Raw genomic sequence first — 17,402 nt, forward strand, 5'->3', positions numbered from 1 at the left:
CCCTACCAGGAAGGCCAATTCAGATGACCAACCCGTTCGACGACGACAACGCCCAGTTCTATGTGCTGATCAACGATGAGGGCGAGCATTCGCTGTGGCCGATCTTCGCCGCCGTTCCCGGCGGCTGGACCATCGCCTACGGTGCGGCCGCCCGCCACTCCTGCCTCGACTATGTCGAATCCCATTGGCTGGATATGCGTCCCAATTCCCTGATCGCCGCCATGGGGTCCGAAGCCAACTGAATAGGCGGGGTGCGCCGGTCCTCACATCCCCCCTGCCGACCGGTGCACCCCGCCCCTCAGGCTCGGGTGCGTGGGGAGGCGATGACCATCCGCGCCTGCTGCCGCCAATCGGCGACGGCCCGGCCCTGGAAGGTGGACAGTGCGGCGTCGAATTGCTTGGCGCGCTTGGTGACGGTGAGGCCGACGTAGGTGTGGCCGTTGGTGATCGCGCGCGTGGCCACCGAACAGGCCTCGTCCACCTCGCCCGAGCCGAGCAGGGCGGTGGCGTGTTCGAACCGGACCAGCGCGGGCTCCATCGTCTCAATGGGGTCGTACAGTTCGATAGCTCGCGCGGCGGCCCGTGCGGTTTCCTCGGTGCGGCCCAAGCGGGAGTAGCCGATGGCTCGATAGAAGGCCAGCTTCTCCGGCCGGAAGGAAAAGATGCCGATCGAGAGTTGATCCGCGGGAACATTTTCCATCGCCTGCTCCGATCTTGCGATACAGCGGGCGAAGCCGTCGAAATTATCGAGACTGGCGTGCGCGCGGGCCGCCATTCCCCACAGCCAGGCCGCCGCCGGACCATGGCCCGGATTTTCTTCGAGACGCGGGCCGAGCAGGTTCAAAACTTCCTTCGGTTTATCGCTGTAGGTCGGTAAATACGCCAATCCGGCGAGGGCGATGTCCTCGGAATAGCGGTCGCCGATGTCCTGGGCGGCGTGAATTGCGGTGGTGTACCACAATCGCGCCTGACCGAAATGACCTTCATTGAACAGAATTTCGCCGACGACATTCGCCAGGCGGCCCGCCGTACGGACCAGTCGGATTTGATGGTGCGTGGCCTGTCGTTCCGCGAGGCAGCCACGGACCGCGCGAAACTGGTCCAGCGTGAGGTGCAGCAATTCATGCGGCGGCACCTGCACCACTCGGGTGCCGAGGGCTTCGGCGGATTGCTCGAAAAATCCCAGCCGCCGCTCGCTCATCGACCCGGCGTCCAGGGTGGCGAGCATTTTCTCCGGTTCACCGGCGACCATATCGGCCGCCTGTCCCGCCAGGCCCGCGCCGATGCAGGCCAGCAGTAATCGCCTTCTCACGTCGTCATCCTCGACTTCCTTGTCGAGCCCGATGTCCCTACCGAGCTGTGTCCGATCGAGCGCCACGCTCATATTTTCGGTGTCGTGGGCCATCACGGGGCCCGTCTCGATCGCGCGCTCGAACCGCGCGATGACGACCGAATCGGCCTCCGATAGCACTCGATCGAGCAAACGTCGGCTTGCGGCATGCATCCGGGTTGTCCGGCCGTTCTCCCACAAGATCACGGTGCGCGGGGTTACGCCCACCAAGCGTGCGAACTCATAGCGACTTCGCTTCATCGCCACGCGAAGAGCGTGTACGTCTTCGCCGGTCCAGTCGACCTCAACCATAGGTCCCGCTTCCTCGTACCAGGCTGATTCAATCGGAAATTACTCGCATTTACCACATTCGGCTCTGTTATAGACCGAATCGCAACGTGCACGCTGAAGCGGTACCCGGCACCGGGTTGTGCCCCAAACCCTTTCGGGGGCGCAAGCTCTCCAGAACCCGACGCACGGTCCCGACGTTGCTCCGATCCAACAGCGTCGACGGCGGGTTCCGGCGGCACCACCGGTGCCGGGTGCACTTATCTTTCGTGGAGGTGAACAATGGACGTTTTGCATTCGGATATCCGCGAATTGTGGCTGGTGCAAAGCCGAGACTGCAGTCAAGAACCCGTGGGTCTCAGCTATGACCGAGCCCGATTCATCCTGTCCGTTCACGCCGGTCACGGCGCCCGCTGTCGCCAGTACCTGGCCGCCTCCGCGCACTGCTTCCGGCGCACCGCCGACAAGTAGCCGATGCCCTGATGAGGGGTCTCGGTGCGGCGTTCGTTGATCGAGCGCCACACCGGGTTCGGTCCAGGCGGTCGGCAAAGACCTTGGGGCCGAGCGAGTTAGTGGCGTCGGTGGTAAGCGCCCGGTGTGTGGCCGAGTGCGCGGCGGTAGACGTCGATGAATGCGCTGGTGCTCGCCCAGCCGCAGCGCTGGGCAACGGTGGTGACCGGAAGCGATTCGGCCAGTAGTTGCATCGCGCGGTGCAGGCGAAGCTGAGTTCGCCATTGGGGGTAGGTCATGGCGAGTTCGGTGCGGAACAGCCGGGCAAGGGTTCGTTCACTCGCGCCCACCTGTCGGCCGAGTTCGGTCAGCGTCCAGACCTCGGTGAGATCGCGCTGCACCAACGCGCAGGCGCGGCGGAGTCGTTCGTCCTGTGCGGCGGGCAGACGCAGTGGTTGTTCGGAGCTGCGGCCGATCCGGTCGAGCAGGACCTGTCGCAGGCGGTCGAGTTCGTCGGTGGGGAGATCATCAGGGGCCGAGCACGCGATGATCAGTTCGCGCAACAGCGGGTTCACCGCTATGACCACGGCATCGCGCCGCGGTTCGGTCCGGTCGGGTTCGAAAGCGACGCAATGGAATCGGGTCGGGCCATAGAAGCGGTGCTCGTGCCGGCATCCCGCCGGGATCCAGATGGCCCGGTCCGCGGGCGCGATCCAGCAGCCCGCGTCGGTGCGGACCTCGGCGACTCCCGCGCTCGGGTACACGATCTGGTGCTCGATATGCCGATGCCGATCGATCTGCGATCCGCCGGGCAGATCGCCGGTCGCCGTCGGCGCTCCGAGACTTTGGCTGATCAGCGACATATTTTGGCACTTTATCGGAAGTCTGCCGCGTTGCTCGTTCCTACGCTGACTGCGGACGAGGAAATGAGGAGGTCGGACATGGTGGAGGCAGTCGAGGCCGTCCGGGCCGTATCCGACTGGCAACGGATGCGGCACTGGGCCCTCGCGCATATGGTCGACGACTTCTATCAGGGCCTGGTGCCCGCGAGCATTCCGTTCTTCGTGCTGGAGCGGGACTACAGCTATGTCGCGGCCTCCGGACTCGCGTTGGCCGCGACCCTGGGAAGCGCACTGCCACAACCGATCCTGGGTGTGATCGCCGACCGGTGGCGGCTATTGTGGCTGGCTCCGGCCGGATTGGCGCTCGCCGGAGTAGGGGCCGGGCTTGCCGGACTGGCGCCGACCTATCCGCTGGTGTGGGCCTTGCTGCTGTTGTCGGGGCTCGGGGTAGCGGCATTCCATCCGGCGGCCGGACGCGACGCGCGCGCGGCCGCCGACGATAGTGCGAAGGCCATGAGCCTATTCGCGGCGGGCGGCAGTGTCGGGTTCTTTCTCGCGCCCGCGCTGGCGACACCGGCGCTGGTGTCGTTCGGTGTCGGCGCCACCGCGCTGTTCATCCCGCCCGCGGTGCTGATGGGGTTCGTGCTGTGGCGGCATCAACAGCGGCACATTCGAAATGCCGTGGCGTCGAGGCGACTCGATGGACCCGACCGCTGGATTCCGTTCTTCTTGCTGACCGCGGTCGAGGTCGTTCGATCGGCCATGTACTCCGGCATCAACACCTTCATCGCGCTGTACTGGATCAATCAGCTCGGCTCCGCGCGGGCCCTCGGGGGAGTCGCCTTGGCTGCCTTCCTGGTCGGTGGTGTCGCGGGCACAGTGGTCGGTGGTCGCGTCGCCGACCGTGTCGGAATGCTGCGCACCATCCAGATCGGCAGTGCCGCGGCGATTCCGGCGCTGGTGCTGCTGCGCGTGTGCCCGTATCCCGAACTGGGATTGGCCGCCGCCGTCCTCGTCGGCGTGGCCGTGAACATGCCGTTCGCGGTATTCGTCAAACTCGGACAGGACTACCTGCCGTCTCGCCCGGGAACCGCGGCGGGCGTGACATTGGGGCTCGCGGTGAGCGCGGGCGGCCTGTTCGTACCGGTGCTCGGGGCCATCGCCGACCGGCACGGCCCCCAAGCCGTCCTCACCACACTGTGTTTCATCCCCGTCATCGCGATCGCATTGGCCGCGCTGCTGCCCGAACCCGCTGTCTAGTCGCCGGTGCGTTCCGCGAAGACGGCACGCGCCACGGCAATTCCGTTCAGCGCGGCCGGGAATCCCGCGTAACCGACCATCTGCGTGATGATTTCGACGACCTCGGTCTCGGTGCCGCCGACATTCAGCAGCCCGTGGATGTGCACGCCGAGTTGCGGTGCGACCGTCCCGAGCGCGGTGCACATCGCGACCGTGACCATCTCGCGCGTCTTCAGGTCGAGCCCGGGCCGCGAATAGATATCGCCGAAGCTGTATTCGATGATGTATCGGCCGAGATCCGGCGCGATATCGCGCAGCGAATCGATGACCTGCTCACCCGCATGTCCATCGATCTCGGCGATCTTCACACTCCCGCGCTCGAACCGGTCGCCGGTCGGGCCGGTGCCGGCTCGGCCGCAACCGGGAGATCGGTACGGGCACTGAACACTTCACGTGCGGCCCCGAGTCCGTTCAGCGCGGCGGGGAACCCCGCATACACGCTGACGTGGATGAGTGTCTCCACGATCTCCTCCCGTGTGCACCCCACATTCAGCGCCCCGTCGATGTGGAACCGCAACTGCGGCGCGGCATTTCCCATCGCCGCGAGCGCCGCCACCGTGGCCAGCTGCCGCTGCCGCAATGTCAGTCCCGGCCGCGACAGCACATCGCCATACCCGAACTCGACGGTCAACCGCCCCAGGTCAGGAGCGATATCCGCGAGGGTGTCCAGCACCGCGGGCCGCTCTTTCCCACTGACCTGCTGAAGCAGAGCCAAGCCGCGCTCGAAACGATCATTGCTGGTACCGGGCTGTGTGTTCGTCATGTGCCGAACTCTAAAAGCTGGAGTGTGCTCCAACGCAAATGGCGATTGCGTTGGGCCGAGTGCGTCACCGCCCAGATCCCGATGCCGCGCCTCGGTCGGTCTGCAACGCTGATGTAGTGACAAACCGGCGCGGTATCACCCGCTGGTACTAGGGGAAATTTCGGGGTCGGACCCTGATGCGCGGTGCGGCGGAGGTTCATAGCGTTCAGGTATGCGCCTTGTGACGATAGGTATGGCCGTCGGTGTCGTTGCCCTCCTCGCGGGATGTGCGAACGCTTCGGATGGGCCAGTAGTGGTGTCGGACAACAGGATTCGGGCGGTTCAGGGCGATATCGATCGGATGGTGGAGTCCGGGGTCACCGGGATGATCGCGACGCTTACCGAGAACGGGAAGACAGTGACGCTCACCAGCGGTGTTGCCGACCGCGACACCCGTGCGCCGATTCCGGCCGAGCCGCCGCAGCAGGTGCGGATCGGCAGTATCAGCAAGACGTTCACCAGTGCGGTTGTCCTGCAGTTGGTGGCGGAGGGAAAGATTCGGCTCGATGAACCGGTGGACACGTATCTGCCGGGGCTGCTGCGCGGGGCGGGGATCGATGGGCGGGTGATCACCGTGCGCCAGATCCTGCGTCACCAAAGCGGGTTGCCGGAGCTCACCGATGACCCGGTGATCGATGAGTATCGGGCTGCGCTGCAAGGGCGGATCCTGACGCCCGCGCAGGAGATCGCCATCATCCTCAGCAGGCCAGCGGATTTCGCGCCGGGTGAGCGGTTCGAGTACAGCAACTCCAACTACATCGTGGCGGGTGTGCTCGTCGAACGGGTCACCGGATCGCCATTGGTCGACGAGCTGAACCGTCGCATCTTGAAACCGTTGGGGCTCGACGACACCTATCTTCCGGCGCCCGGCGAGCTCGATATCCGTGGCCCACATCCCAAGGGCTATGCCGATATCGATGGTGTGGTCACGGATGTGTCGCGCATCGAGCCGTCGGTGCCGTGGGGTGCGGGCGCGATGGTCTCCACCGGCAACGATTTGAATCGCTTCTATCAGGCATTGCTGGCGGGGCGGGTCGTGCCCGCGGCCGAGTTGCAGGAAATGCGGACCGGTGTGCCGATGGGACAGATGGATATGAACTACGGGCTCGGGGTCGGATCCACGCACTTGTCCTGCGGTGTCGAGTACGTCGGGCATACGGGTGGCATCTACGGATTCGTCACGGTCTCCGGTGCGACACCCGATGGCCGGGCGGTGACCTATGCGTTCACCAAGGAGCCGAAATCCATGCCCGATGTGACGGACATGTTGGCGCACGCGCTGTGTCCGTGACGGGAATCAATGGCAGCATCTGAGCGTGGCGGACGGTATCGCGCGTGAAGGTGATGCGGCTGGAGAAGGTGGACGGACGCTGGCTGGTCAACAAGGTCAACTCGCCGCTCGCCGCAGCCCCGCGGTCCTGACCTAGTGCGCGGGGCGACCGAACAGGATGACCCGCATCAGGTGCGTGACCCGCTGCCGCGAGCACAGCGGATTATCGGGCCCGAGCCACTGACCGAGGTCGACCACCAGGGCCAGGGCCGCATGGACGAGCACCCGCGCCTCGGCCGGGGAAAGCTCCGGCCGGACCCCGATGAGCAGCTTGGCCCACTCTTCGACATTGAGCCGCTGGATATTTCGCAGCACAGTGCGATCCTCGGGCGGCACATTGCTGATTTCCGCGTAATAGACGAAGGTCAGCGCGCGCTCGGCGAACGAGCCCTGCACATACAACTCGATGAGGGTTCCCAGCGCCTGCTCCGGACTGTCCGATGCCGCGATGGCGGGGCCGATCGCCGCCGAAACCCGGTCCGCCGCACGGCGAAACGCCGCCGCGAGGAGATCGCCCTTGCTGCGGTAGAAGCGGTACACCGCCGAGGAGGCGGGCAGGCCGGCCGCATTGGCGATATCCTCCACGCTCACATGGGGATACCCGTGCTCATGGAACAGTTCGATGGCCCGCACCAATAACAGCTCATGTTTGAAGGTGAGCGGAACCTCTTTCGCCCCAGGGGATTCGGTTTCATCGCCGGGGGCGGGCAGTTCGCATGCGATGACCGCGTCGCAGGCCGAGCGCAGCAGGGCGGTAAGTGTGCGTACCGGAACCGCGACGTGATGGTCGGAGATGCTGCCGATCACGCTCATTGCGGCGGCCGAGACCACCGCCCGATCCCCGCCGGGCAGCTCCGGCCGGGTCTCGGCCAGCAGGTTGCGGGCCGCCGTATCGGTGGCCACCAGATGGTCGATGAGGATCTGGCGGTCGGCACCGTCGAGGTAGCGGTTCTGCCAGCGCAGTAGCGCGGCGCTACGGCGGTTCGCGATGGAGGCCGCGATCAGGGCATCGAGGATATGGTCGAGGCGTTCGACGGGGGGTCGGTCGTGCAGTTGCTCGGGCAGGTGTACGGCCTCGGTGCTCAGCGCGGCCAGCCGCAGCGCCTCCTCCCGGAACAGCGCGTACTTGCTCGGATAGTGCCGGTAGAGCGCGGTGGAGCTGATATCGAGGCGCGAGGCGATGTCCTCCATGCTCACACCGTGGTAGCCGAACGATCCGAAGGCCTCTGCCGAGGCGGCGGCGATCTGCGCCCGGCGATCGCGTGGTCGACGGCGTACCGCACGCGACGGTGTGGCGCGGCCTGCGGTCGCGTCCCCCGCTACGCGACGATCCTCGGCATCCATCCCGCGATGTTAGCCCAATCGGACGCTTGTTAGATGTGTCTTCCCAGTGCTGAAATCGAATTGAATCGAAGATCACAAAGAAATCTAGAACTAGGTTTTCACGTCCTCATATTGTGCGCGAGCGGACGGGAATGCTGGGTAACATATCGAGCGTCGACGAGGCTCTGCACCACAGCGTGGTGCGGACTACGAGCGGGCCGGGCGACCGAACAGGACGAGCTGCATGAGCAACCGAACCCGGGCCGGGGAGGCGATCGGTTCGGCACCGAAGGTTCGCCCGAGATCGACCACCGACGCGAACCCCGCGTGGATGAGGAATCGGGCCTCGGCGGGCGAGAGCTCCGGTCGGACATCGCGCAGCAGCCGCGCCCACTCTTCGACGCTGAGCCGCTGGATATTTCGCAGCACCGTGCGCTCGTCGGTCGGAACGTGTTGGAACTCCGTGTAATACACGAAGGTCAGCGCGCGTTCGGTGAACGAGCCCTCGACGTACTGCTCGATCAGTGTGGTCAGCGCCTCTTCGGAGTCGGCGGCGGCCGCCACCGCCGGGCCTATCGCGCCGGAGACCCGATCCGCGGCCCGGCGGAACGCGGCGGCGAGCAGATCGCTCTTGCCGCGATAGAACCGGTATACCGCGGATGCCGCGGAAAGCCCTGCGGCAGTGGCGATCTCCTCGACACTGACATTCGGGTAGCCGCGATCGTGGAAGAGTTCGACGGCCTTGCGCAGCAACAGCTCATGTTTGAACGACTCCGGAATCTCCGGGGCCACCGGCAGTTCGGTATCGGTCCCCACTGCGGGCAGCTCAGCGGGTACGAGTGCCATGCAGGCCGAACTCAACAGCCGGGCAAGGGATTTCGCGGGCAAGCTGGCATGGTGATCGGCGATGCTGGTGATCGCGCTGAGCACCGCGGCGCGCAATACCCGAAGGTCGTTCTCCGCGAGTTCCGGTCGCAGCGCGGCCAGTTGCGCGCCGATCGCGCCGACGACGGTGAGCTGCTGCTCGGTGAGAACCGCGAGATCCTCCGGCTCGAGATAGCGGCCCTCCCAGCGCACCAGGGTGATGGTGGGCCGATTCTCGATGGTGACGGCGATGAGCGCGTCGAGCACATGGCGCAGCCGCCGCTCCGGCGACCAGGGTTTACCCACCCCGCCGGCTTCGTCGGCTGCCAGCCCCCGGCCCGCCGCCTCTTCCGGCAACTCGACCGATTCCGTCATGGCCCGGCCGACCCGCAGCAATTCCTCCCGGAACAGCGCGTACTTGCTCGGATAGTGCCGGTACAGCGCCGCCGAGCTGATCCCGAGCCCGGATGCGATGTCATCCATGCTGACACCGTGATAGCCGAGCGCACCGAACGCTGCCGCCGAGGCCGCCGCGATCTGGGCCCGCCGATTCTTCGGCCTACGCCGAACCTCCCGCGGTGCCGAGTCGCCGCTGACTGCCTTGTGCGCCGTACGGCGGTTGTCGACACCCATGCCCGACATCGTAACGACCATGTCGGCTCGCGATGTGCCGAGGTATGCCTGATTTTCCCTGGTGGGGGCGTCGGCCCCTATTTCGGGGCGGCCGCGAGCGGGATATGCTCCGTCCGAGAGGACAGTGCTCGATCGAAGGGGAAATGTGGCTCAGCTCGCGGTGAACGAGCCGTTCGCGGGCCATGTGGTGGAGGGAGTGCTCGGGCGGGGCGGAATGGGCACGGTGTATCTGGCCAGACATCCGCGGCTGCCGCGCCGAGTTGCGCTCAAAGTACTCGACCGGGAGTTCTCCGCGGATCAGGAACTGCGCAGACGCTTCGACCAGGAAGCGAATGTCGTTGCGCGACTGGACCATCCCGGCATCGTCGGCATCCACGACCGTGGTGACCACGATGGGCACCTGTGGATCTCCATGCAGTACATTCGCGGCACCGACGCGGCGCAGGCACACCGGATTCCGCCGGAGCGGGCTGTGCGGATCGTCACCGAAACCGCTGCGGCGCTGGACTATGCGCATAGCCAGGGGGTGCTGCACCGCGATATCAAGCCCGCCAATATCCTGCTCGCCGCGGCCGAGGTCGGCCGCGAGGCGCGGGCGGTCCTCACCGACTTCGGCATTGCCCGCCTGATCGATTCGAATACCCAGCTGACGGCCACCGGCAAGTTGACGGCCACGCTGGCTTTCGCGTCGCCGGAACATCTGTCGGGTCTGCCGCTCGATCACCGCACCGACCAATATTCCCTCGCCTGCACGCTTTTCGCATTGCTGGCCGGTCGTACGCCCTATCTGGCGTCCAATCCGGGGCAGGTCATCGTCGGGCATCTCAGCGAGCCCGTGCCCCGCCTCAGCGCCAGCCGTCCCGAGCTGCCTCGGCGATTGGACGAGGTTATCGCGCGCGGGATGGCCAAACAGCGCGAGGAGCGGTTCGCAAGTTGTACGGAGTTCGCGACGGCCGCCGCGGCTGCGTTTGCGGCTCCGAGCCCGCCCGTGCGGAATATGCCCGGTCTGTCGAATCCGTACCTCGGTCCGGCGGAATCGAGGTCCTCGCAGTCGAATCCGAGACAGCCGAACGCTGTTCCCGCGCCGTCGATTCCGCGAGGCTCGAGCTCAGCGCCGTCGGTTCCGCGGCACTCGAATCCAGTACAGTCGATGCCGACGTGGCCGGTCACCGCGCAGGCGGGCCGGATTGCGCAACCGCCGCCCAACCCTGCCTGGCGGCCGATCGCCGTCCCCAGGTCACCCACGGCTGGATTCGCTCGCACCACCGCGATTCTCGCGCTCCTGCTCGGACTGTGGGTCGTCTTCGTGGCACTCGGATCCGTCATCTCGCTGAAGTCCCTGCACACCAGCGACTTCGGGCAAACCTACGCGGATACGTCGTTGTACACGGGCATGACCAGAACCATCATCGCCGGAATGCTCGCCTCGGCCGTCATCGGCTCGATGCTGCTGCTCGGATCCGGTCAGATATTCGCCAGAATGCCGATCGGCCGCATCCTGGTGGCGACTGCGTCGGGCCTGCTTCTGCTGCTCACGCCGATAGCCGTCGCCGAGGGAGATCCCGAACCCTACCCGATCCGCACGCTCTGTCTGATCACGCTGCTCCCCGCGATCGCCGTTGTGGTCGGTGCGCTCAGCCGCCCGACCAGGCGATGGCTGGCCGAGGGACCGCGATCGGGTCGCCGCCCTTAACCGCCGGACCGCACCACCGATCGGATCGTCGACAGCCCGGCGTCGAGCAGGCGTTTGCCCTGATCCTGGCGTGCGAAGACTATCCGGACTGCGGGCGGATGGCGGCGTACCAGTCGAGGAGGTCCGGGTTGTCGACGGCGCTGCGTTCGACCACGCGGGTCGGGTCGGCGCCTTGGAAGAGCTTTTTGATCGGGACCTCGAGTTTCTTGCCGGTGCGGGTGTGCGGGATACCGGGAGCGACGATGATCTCGTCGGGGACGTGGCGGGGGGAGACCTCGGTGCGGATGGTGCTGTTGATACGGGTTTTCAGGTCCTCGGTGAGGTCGGTGCCGGGAGTGAGGGTGACGAACAGTGGCATCCAGTAGCCGCCGTCGGGTTGTTCGGCGCCGATGACCAGTGCCTCGGTGACTTCGGGGAGCCGTTCGACGGATTGGTAGATATCGGCGCTGCCCATGCGGATGCCGTGGCGATTGAGGGTGGAATCGGAGCGGCCGTGCACCACGACGCTGCCGCGATCGGTGATGGTGATCCAGTCGCCGTGCCGCCAGATGCCGGGGAACATATCGAAATAGGCGTCGTGGTAGCGGGTTTCGTCCGGATCGTTCCAGAAGCGCACCGGCATGGACGGCATCGGCTTGGTGATGACGAGCTCGCCGACCTCGTCGCGGACCGGCTTGCCGTCGGTGTCGAAGGCTTCCAGCGCGACGCCGAGATAGGGCGCGGACAGCTCACCTGGCCAGGTCGGCACCGTGCGCGCGCCGCCGATGAAGGCGGAAACCACATCGGTGCCGCCGCTGATCGAGGCGACCTGGACATGGTCACCGACATTGTCGCCCAACCACACTGCCGACGCGGGCGGCAGTGAGGAACCGGTGATGCCGACCTGCCGCAGCGCGGAGAGATCGTGGTCCGTGCGCGGTACCGCACCCGCCTTGATGCAGGCGAGCACATAGCCGGGGCTGGTGCCGAGCACCGTCGCGCCGACCTGGGATGCGATATGCCACAGCGCATCCGGGGTCGGATAGGTGGGACTGCCGTCATAGCAGACGATGGTCGCGCCGACGAGCAGCCCGGCGACCTGGAAGTTCCACATCATCCAACTCGGGCTGGTGTACCAGAAGAAGGTGTCCTCGGATCCGATATCGGCCTGCAGCGCAACGGCTTTGAGGTGTTCCAGCACGACACCGCCGTGGCCGTGCACAATGCCCTTGGGCAATCCGGTGGTGCCGGAGGAGAATACGATCCACAGCGGATGGTCGAAATCGACCGTCTCGGTCTCGATGACAACGGTTGCGGTGTTGGTGGCGGCCTCGGTCCAGGGCAGTGCGTCCGGCACCGGCAAGCCCAGCTGGGAGACGGCTACGGTGGTCTTCACGGTATCGAGTCCGGCCTGCAGCGCCGCGATATCGTCACGCTTGTCGTGTGCCTTGCCGCCGAAGCGGTAGCCGTCGGCGGTGACCAGTACGGTGGGTTCGAGCTGGCCGAGCCGGTCCAACGCCGCCTTGGGAGAATAGTCCTGCCCGCAGGCGCTCCACACCGCGCCGATGCTCGCGGTGGCCAGGAAGGCGATCACCGCTTCCGGAATATTCGGCAGGTATCCGGCCACCCGATCACCCGGCCGCACGCCGAGCGAGCGCAGTGTGCGCGCGAAGGCCGCGGTGCTGTCGATCAATTCGCTCCAGGACACCTCACGCACCGGGCCGTCCTCGGTTACCGCGACAATGGCGGGCCGATCGGTGCGGAACTGTCGAACAACCTGATCCACGTAGTTCAGCCGAGTGCCCGGAAACCACTGCGCACCCGGCATTTCGGCGTTCGCGAGCACATCGCCCGCGATCGGGCCCAGCTCGAAGTAGTCCCACAGCGCACGCCAGAAACCGGGCAGATCGTCGACCGACCACTGCCACAGCGTCCGGTAGTCCGGCGCGGACACCCCGGTGCGTGTCGCAACGAACCTGGCGAAGTCGGTGATGCGCGCCTCCGCGAGATCGGATTCGGTCGGCACCCATTGTGGTTGCACCGCATTGCCTCCTGGCTGAATATCTTTCGGAAATCAGGTGTGGTTCGCGCGCCGTACGATCTGCTCGGCGTGCCGGAGCACTGGGGCATCGACCATCCGGCCGTCGAAGGCGAAGACGCCCCGATGGTTCGGCACTTCGTCGAGTACCCGTCGGGCCCAATCGATATCGTCTGCCGACGGCGCGTACGCCGCCCGGATGACGGGTACCTGGCTGGGATGGATGGCCACCTTGGCGTCGAAGCCGACCGCGACCGCGTCCAGCGATTCGGCCCGCAGCCCATCGAGATCACGGAAGTTCAAATACACCGAGTCGAGCGCGAACTTCCCGTACGCCTTGGCCGCGAGCAGCGACGTGGACCGAACATGGCGTGCCACATCGCGATAGCTGCCATCGGCATGCCTGCTGGAGTTGCCGCCGAGCCCGGCGACCAGATCCTCCGCACCCCACATGACGCCGATCGCATTGCGCGCCAGCACCGCGCGCTCGACCGCCACGGCACCGAGCGGGGATTCGATCAGCGCGATCACCTCGTAAGCCGAGAGCGAGGAGATCTGTTCGGCGGATTCGGTTTTCGCCAGCATGACCCGCCGATACCCGGTGCGCGCCAGCGCGACGAGATCCAGCTCGTGGTCATCGGTGCCGACGGCATTGATCCGCACCACGGTGGTCTCGGGATCCAGCGGGGTGTCGGTGAGCGCCTTGCGCGCGGCCGCCTTATCCGCCGCTGCCACCCCGTCCTCCAGGTCGATGATCACCACATCGGCTGCCGCCGCGGCCTTTTCGTACCGTTCGGGCCGATCGGCTGGCACGAACAGCCAGGCCGGTCCGGACATTTCCCAACTCATGTGGGCTCCTTGCGGACCAATGTCTTGCGTACGGCCGTCGCCACGATATCGCCGTGCTGATTGCGCGCGGTGTGCGCGAAGGTGACGATGCCCTCGCCGGGACGGCTCTTCGATTCGCGCTTGTCGGTGACGACCGTCTCGGCGTACATAGTGTCACCGTGGAACAGCGGTTTGGGGAAGGCGATTTCGGAGAAGCCGAGGTTGGCGACGATCGTGCCCTGGGTCAGCTGCGCGACCGAAAGTCCGATCAGGGTGGACAGCGTGAACATCGAATTCACCAGCCGCTGGTGGAACGGCGGCAGCTGCTCGCTGAACGCCGCATCCAGGTGCAGCGCCTGGGTGTTCATGGTCAGCGTGGTGAACAGGACATTATCGGCCTCGGTAATGGTCCGGCCCGGCCGATGCTCGTAGACGATGCCGAGCTCGAACTCGTCGAACCACAGGCCGCGCTGCACCACCCGGCGCAGGCCAGCAGTCTCGGTCACAGGCCCAACTCCCGCCCGATCAGCATCAGCTGCACCTCCGTTGTGCCCTCACCGATTTCGAGGATCTTGCTGTCGCGATAGTGCCTGGCCACAGCGTATTCGTTCATGAAGCCGTAGCCACCGAAGATCTGGGTGGCGTCGCGGGCGTTATCCATCGCGGCCTCGCTCGCCACCAGCTTCGCGATCGACGCTTCCTTCTTGAACGGTTTACCCGCCAACATGAGTGCGGCGGCGTCGTAGTAGGCGGTACGGGCGGCGTGGGCGCGCGCTTCCATCCGGGCGATCTTGAACGCGATGGCCTGGTTGCGGCCGATGGCCTGGCCGAAGGCCTCGCGTTCCTTGGCGTAGCGCACGCTTTCATCGACGCAGCCCTGGGCCGCGCCCACCGACAGCGCCGCGATGGCGATGCGGCCCTCGTCCAGAATCCGCAGGAAGTTGGCGTAGCCGCGGCCGCGCTCACCGAGCAGGTTCTCCTCGGGCACCCGGACGTCGGTGAAGCTCAGCGGGTGGGTGTCCGAGGCGTTCCAGCCGACCTTGTTGTAGGCGGGTTCGGCCACGAAGCCGGGGGTGTCGGTGGGGACGAGGATGGTGGAGATCTCCTTCTTACCGCCCGACTGGCCCGTGACCGCGGTCACCGTCACCAGTTTGGTGATGTCGGTGCCGGAGTTGGTGATGAACTGCTTGCTGCCGTTGATGATCCATTCGCTGCTGTCGGCGACCGCGGTGGTCCTGGTGCCGCCCGCATCGCTGCCCGCGCCGGGTTCGGTGAGCCCGAACGCGGCGAGATTGCGGCCGCTGGTCAACTGCGGCAGCCATTCCAGCTTCTGCTTATCGTTGCCGAAGCGGTAGATGGGCATGGCGCCCAGCGAGACACCGGCCTCCAAGGTGATCGCGACGCTCTGATCCACCTTGCCGAGTTCTTCCAGCGCAAGACACAGCGCGAAATAGTCGCCGCCCATGCCGCCGTACTCCTCCGGGAACGGCAGGCCGAACAGGCCCATATCGGCCATACCAGCGACGACCTCGTACGGGAAGGTGTGGTTCGCATCGTGTTCAGCGGCCACCGGCGCGACCACCGACTTGGCGAAATCGCGCACCGTCAGTGCGAGGTCGCGGTAGTCCTCGGGCAGTGTGCCGGTGGACAAAAACTCGGTCATGCGGAAGTTCCTTCTCGCTCGGCGGTTTCGGCTTCGGTGGGGGCCGCGGCGATGCGCACCAGCGGCTGATCCAGGCGGACCTGGGTGCCCGGTTCGACCAGGACTTCGACGGTGCCCGCGACCGGTGCGGTGAGGGTGTGCTCCATCTTCATGGCCTCGACCACGACGACCGGCGCGCCCGCGGCCACGGTGGCACCGTTGGCGACCGGCACCGCGATGACCGAACCCGGCATGGGACTGCGGATCTCGGCGTCGCCGATGTGCTCGGTAGCGCCGCGGACATTCACCTCGGCCACTTCGCGCAGCACCGAGACACCGGACGGCCCGGCCACCCAGAGCTGTCCGTCGTATTCGGCGACGCGATATTCCCGGCGCAGGCCGCCCAGCGTCAGGACGAGCACTCCGGACGTATCGCCGGTGAAATCGGCGGCGAGCGAGGCGGATTCGCTGCTGTTGAGGTGCACTTCGGCGGCAGCGGGAGAGCCGGTCAGATAAACGTGTTCGGTGCGGTCACCGCTGGCCAGCCTGATGGTGGTCGGCGCGGGTGTGCCGATGCGCCACCCGGACGGGATATCCCACGGATCGCGCGGTGCCGTTGGCCACCGCCGCAGCCAGTGATAGGCAGCGGCGGCGATGAATTCGTCGTCCCCGACCGCGGCGGGGTGGAAGTCGCCGACACGGCGGTCCAGCAGTCCGGTATCGAGCTTTCCCGCGGCCACATCCGGGTCGGCCAGCAGGAACCGCAGGAACTCGATATTGCTGGTGACGCCGAGCAGTACGGTATCGCCCAGTGCCCGATCGAGTTTCGCGAGTGCGGCGTCGCGGTCGGCGGCGTGCGCGATGACCTTCGAGAGCATCGGATCGTAATCGCTACCGACCACGGTGCCGACGCGCAATCCGGAATCCACCCGCACGCCAACGCCTTCGGGCTCCGACAGATCGAGTACGGTGCCGCCGGTGGGCAGGAAGCCGCGTCCGGGATCCTCGGCATAGACCCGGGCCTCGATCGCGTGCCCGACCATTCGCAGTTCGTCCTGCTCCACTGCGAGCTTCTGCCCGGCCGCGACCCGCACCTGGCACTCCACCAGATCGATTCCGGTGACCAGTTCGGTGACCGGATGTTCCACCTGCAGGCGGGTATTCATCTCCATGAAGAAGAACTCGTCCGGCCGGTCGGCGGAGACGATGAATTCGACGGTGCCCGCACCGACATAATTGACACTGCGCGCGGTATTACACGCGGCAGCGCCGATACGCGCCCGCGTCGCGGCGTCCAGCAGCGGCGACGGCGCTTCTTCGATGACCTTCTGATGCCGCCGCTGCAGACTGCATTCGCGTTCGCCGAGATGGATCACATGGCCGAACTGGTCGGCGAGGATCTGCACCTCGATATGCCGGGGTCGGGTGACGAACCGCTCCAGGAACAGGGTGTCGTCACCGAATGCCGCCGCTGCCTCGCGCCGGGCACTGACCAGTGCGGCGGGTAGGGCCGCGGGCTCCTCGACCAGCCGCATACCCTTACCTCCACCGCCCGCCGACGGCTTGACCAGCACCGGATAGCCGATATCGGTTGCGGCAGTGATCAATTCGGCATCGGTGAGTCCCGGCCGGGCGATACCGGGGACGACCGGCACATCGAAGGCGGCGACGGTGTTCTTCGCCGCGATCTTGTCGCCCATGATCTCGATCGCCTTCGCGGGCGGTCCGAGGAACACAATGTCCGCCCCGGCGAGCGCGGCGGCGAAAGCGGCATTCTCGGAGAGGAATCCATAGCCCGGATGCACGGCCTTGGCTCCGGTGCGTACCGCCGCGGCGACCACCTTGTCGATATCGAGATAGCTTTCCCTGGCCGGAGCCGGGCCCAGGCGCACCGCGGTATCGGCCTCGCGCACGTGCCTGGCGTCGGCGTCCGCATCGCTGTAGACCGCGACGGAGCGAATACCCATGGTGCGCAGGGTGCGGATGACCCGCACCGCGATCTCGCCGCGGTTGGCGACGAGGACGGTGTCGAAGTCGACGGGATGGGATTTGTTCATCATC

The 17,402-nt window shown here is 66.2% G+C and carries 15 protein-coding genes; 4 read left to right on the plus strand and 11 right to left on the minus strand.

Annotation, left to right across the window (positions count from 1 at the left end; all coding sequences use genetic code 11):
* Positions 1 to 23: 23 nt before the first annotated feature.
* The gene (locus ACQP1G_RS05215) at positions 24 to 242 is read left to right on the plus strand and encodes an MbtH family protein (protein WP_433198879.1); all 219 of its coding nucleotides are present in this window, start codon (positions 24 to 26) and stop codon (positions 240 to 242) included.
* 56 nt (positions 243 to 298) lie between these two features.
* Here ACQP1G_RS05215 and ACQP1G_RS05220 read toward each other — a convergent pair whose 3' ends face one another.
* A complete protein-coding gene (locus tag ACQP1G_RS05220) occupies positions 299 to 1,597 on the minus strand; it encodes a helix-turn-helix domain-containing protein (RefSeq protein ID WP_433198881.1) in 1,299 nt (432 codons plus the stop codon).
* Positions 1,598 to 2,187: 590 nt separating this feature from the next.
* Entirely contained in the window at positions 2,188 to 2,931 is a 744-nt protein-coding gene (locus ACQP1G_RS05225) for a helix-turn-helix domain-containing protein (protein ID WP_433198883.1), read from the minus strand.
* 78 nt (positions 2,932 to 3,009) lie between these two features.
* On the opposite strand from ACQP1G_RS05225, the gene ACQP1G_RS05230 reads away from it, so the two are divergent.
* Positions 3,010 to 4,170: an MFS transporter gene (locus tag ACQP1G_RS05230; protein WP_433198885.1), complete on the plus strand. Its 1,161-nt coding sequence runs from the start codon at positions 3,010 to 3,012 to the stop codon at positions 4,168 to 4,170.
* Here the strand turns inward: ACQP1G_RS05230 and ACQP1G_RS05235 are convergent.
* Together ACQP1G_RS05235 and ACQP1G_RS05240 are read right to left on the minus strand one after the other, a co-directional pair.
* Complete coding sequence (locus ACQP1G_RS05235; RefSeq protein ID WP_433198887.1) at positions 4,167 to 4,517, minus strand: carboxymuconolactone decarboxylase family protein; 351 nt, start codon at positions 4,515 to 4,517, stop codon at positions 4,167 to 4,169. The genes ACQP1G_RS05230 and ACQP1G_RS05235 overlap by 4 nt on opposite strands.
* Positions 4,514 to 4,972, minus strand: coding sequence for a carboxymuconolactone decarboxylase family protein (locus ACQP1G_RS05240; protein ID WP_433198889.1), 459 nt, complete (start codon positions 4,970 to 4,972; stop codon positions 4,514 to 4,516). Before ACQP1G_RS05240 ends, ACQP1G_RS05235 begins: the two co-directional genes overlap by 4 nt.
* Before the next feature lie 211 nt (positions 4,973 to 5,183).
* Between ACQP1G_RS05240 and ACQP1G_RS05245 the strand changes: the two genes are divergently transcribed.
* Positions 5,184 to 6,302 (plus strand): serine hydrolase domain-containing protein, encoded by a 1,119-nt coding sequence (locus tag ACQP1G_RS05245; RefSeq protein WP_433198891.1) that lies wholly within the window; start codon positions 5,184 to 5,186, stop codon positions 6,300 to 6,302.
* 132 nt (positions 6,303 to 6,434) lie between these two features.
* On the opposite strand, the gene ACQP1G_RS05250 is transcribed toward ACQP1G_RS05245, so the two are convergent.
* Complete coding sequence (locus ACQP1G_RS05250) at positions 6,435 to 7,685, minus strand: TetR/AcrR family transcriptional regulator (protein WP_433198893.1); 1,251 nt, start codon at positions 7,683 to 7,685, stop codon at positions 6,435 to 6,437.
* Positions 7,686 to 7,871: 186 nt separating this feature from the next.
* Positions 7,872 to 9,161, minus strand: coding sequence for a TetR/AcrR family transcriptional regulator (locus tag ACQP1G_RS05255; protein WP_433198895.1), 1,290 nt, complete (start codon positions 9,159 to 9,161; stop codon positions 7,872 to 7,874).
* 145 nt (positions 9,162 to 9,306) lie between these two features.
* On the opposite strand from ACQP1G_RS05255, the gene ACQP1G_RS05260 reads away from it, so the two are divergent.
* Complete coding sequence (locus tag ACQP1G_RS05260) at positions 9,307 to 10,854, plus strand: protein kinase domain-containing protein (RefSeq protein ID WP_433198897.1); 1,548 nt, start codon at positions 9,307 to 9,309, stop codon at positions 10,852 to 10,854.
* Positions 10,855 to 10,933: 79 nt separating this feature from the next.
* Here the strand turns inward: ACQP1G_RS05260 and ACQP1G_RS05265 are convergent, their stop codons facing one another.
* The 5 genes from ACQP1G_RS05265 to ACQP1G_RS05285 are packed head-to-tail and all read right to left on the minus strand — an operon-like array spanning position 10,934 to position 17,401.
* Positions 10,934 to 12,874, minus strand: coding sequence for an acetoacetate--CoA ligase (locus ACQP1G_RS05265; RefSeq protein ID WP_433198899.1), 1,941 nt, complete (start codon positions 12,872 to 12,874; stop codon positions 10,934 to 10,936).
* Between the two features lie 33 nt (positions 12,875 to 12,907).
* Positions 12,908 to 13,720 (minus strand): HpcH/HpaI aldolase/citrate lyase family protein, encoded by an 813-nt coding sequence (locus ACQP1G_RS05270; RefSeq protein WP_433198901.1) that lies wholly within the window; start codon positions 13,718 to 13,720, stop codon positions 12,908 to 12,910.
* A complete protein-coding gene (locus tag ACQP1G_RS05275) occupies positions 13,717 to 14,205 on the minus strand; it encodes a MaoC family dehydratase (RefSeq protein WP_433198903.1) in 489 nt (162 codons plus the stop codon). The genes ACQP1G_RS05270 and ACQP1G_RS05275 overlap by 4 nt, the downstream gene beginning before the upstream one ends.
* On the minus strand, positions 14,202 to 15,362 hold the full coding sequence (locus ACQP1G_RS05280; protein ID WP_433198905.1) for an acyl-CoA dehydrogenase family protein: 1,161 nt from the start codon (positions 15,360 to 15,362) through the stop codon (positions 14,202 to 14,204). Before ACQP1G_RS05280 ends, ACQP1G_RS05275 begins: the two co-directional genes overlap by 4 nt.
* Positions 15,359 to 17,401: an acetyl/propionyl/methylcrotonyl-CoA carboxylase subunit alpha gene (locus ACQP1G_RS05285; protein WP_433198907.1), complete on the minus strand. Its 2,043-nt coding sequence runs from the start codon at positions 17,399 to 17,401 to the stop codon at positions 15,359 to 15,361. Before ACQP1G_RS05285 ends, ACQP1G_RS05280 begins: the two co-directional genes overlap by 4 nt.
* Between the last annotated feature and the right edge of the window lies 1 nt (position 17,402).

Origin of the sequence: Nocardia sp. CA-107356 (assembly GCF_050946365.1) — a bacterium.
GTDB lineage: Bacteria > Actinomycetota > Actinomycetes > Mycobacteriales > Mycobacteriaceae > Nocardia.

Excerpts from the sequence above, each read along its gene's own strand:
- ACQP1G_RS05215 (WP_433198879.1), top strand. The coding sequence starts at position 24 with ATGACCAACCCGTTCGACGACGACAACGCCCAGTTCTATGTGCTGATC.
- ACQP1G_RS05225 (WP_433198883.1), bottom strand. The coding sequence starts at position 2,931 with ATGTCGCTGATCAGCCAAAGTCTCGGAGCGCCGACGGCGACCGGCGAT.
- ACQP1G_RS05230 (WP_433198885.1), top strand. The coding sequence starts at position 3,010 with ATGGTGGAGGCAGTCGAGGCCGTCCGGGCCGTATCCGACTGGCAACGG.
- ACQP1G_RS05240 (WP_433198889.1), bottom strand. The coding sequence starts at position 4,972 with ATGACGAACACACAGCCCGGTACCAGCAATGATCGTTTCGAGCGCGGC.
- ACQP1G_RS05245 (WP_433198891.1), top strand. The coding sequence starts at position 5,184 with ATGCGCCTTGTGACGATAGGTATGGCCGTCGGTGTCGTTGCCCTCCTC.
- ACQP1G_RS05250 (WP_433198893.1), bottom strand. The coding sequence starts at position 7,685 with ATGGATGCCGAGGATCGTCGCGTAGCGGGGGACGCGACCGCAGGCCGC.
- ACQP1G_RS05255 (WP_433198895.1), bottom strand. The coding sequence starts at position 9,161 with ATGGGTGTCGACAACCGCCGTACGGCGCACAAGGCAGTCAGCGGCGAC.
- ACQP1G_RS05270 (WP_433198901.1), bottom strand. The coding sequence starts at position 13,720 with ATGAGTTGGGAAATGTCCGGACCGGCCTGGCTGTTCGTGCCAGCCGAT.
- ACQP1G_RS05280 (WP_433198905.1), bottom strand. The coding sequence starts at position 15,362 with ATGACCGAGTTTTTGTCCACCGGCACACTGCCCGAGGACTACCGCGAC.
- ACQP1G_RS05285 (WP_433198907.1), bottom strand. The coding sequence starts at position 17,401 with ATGATGAACAAATCCCATCCCGTCGACTTCGACACCGTCCTCGTCGCC.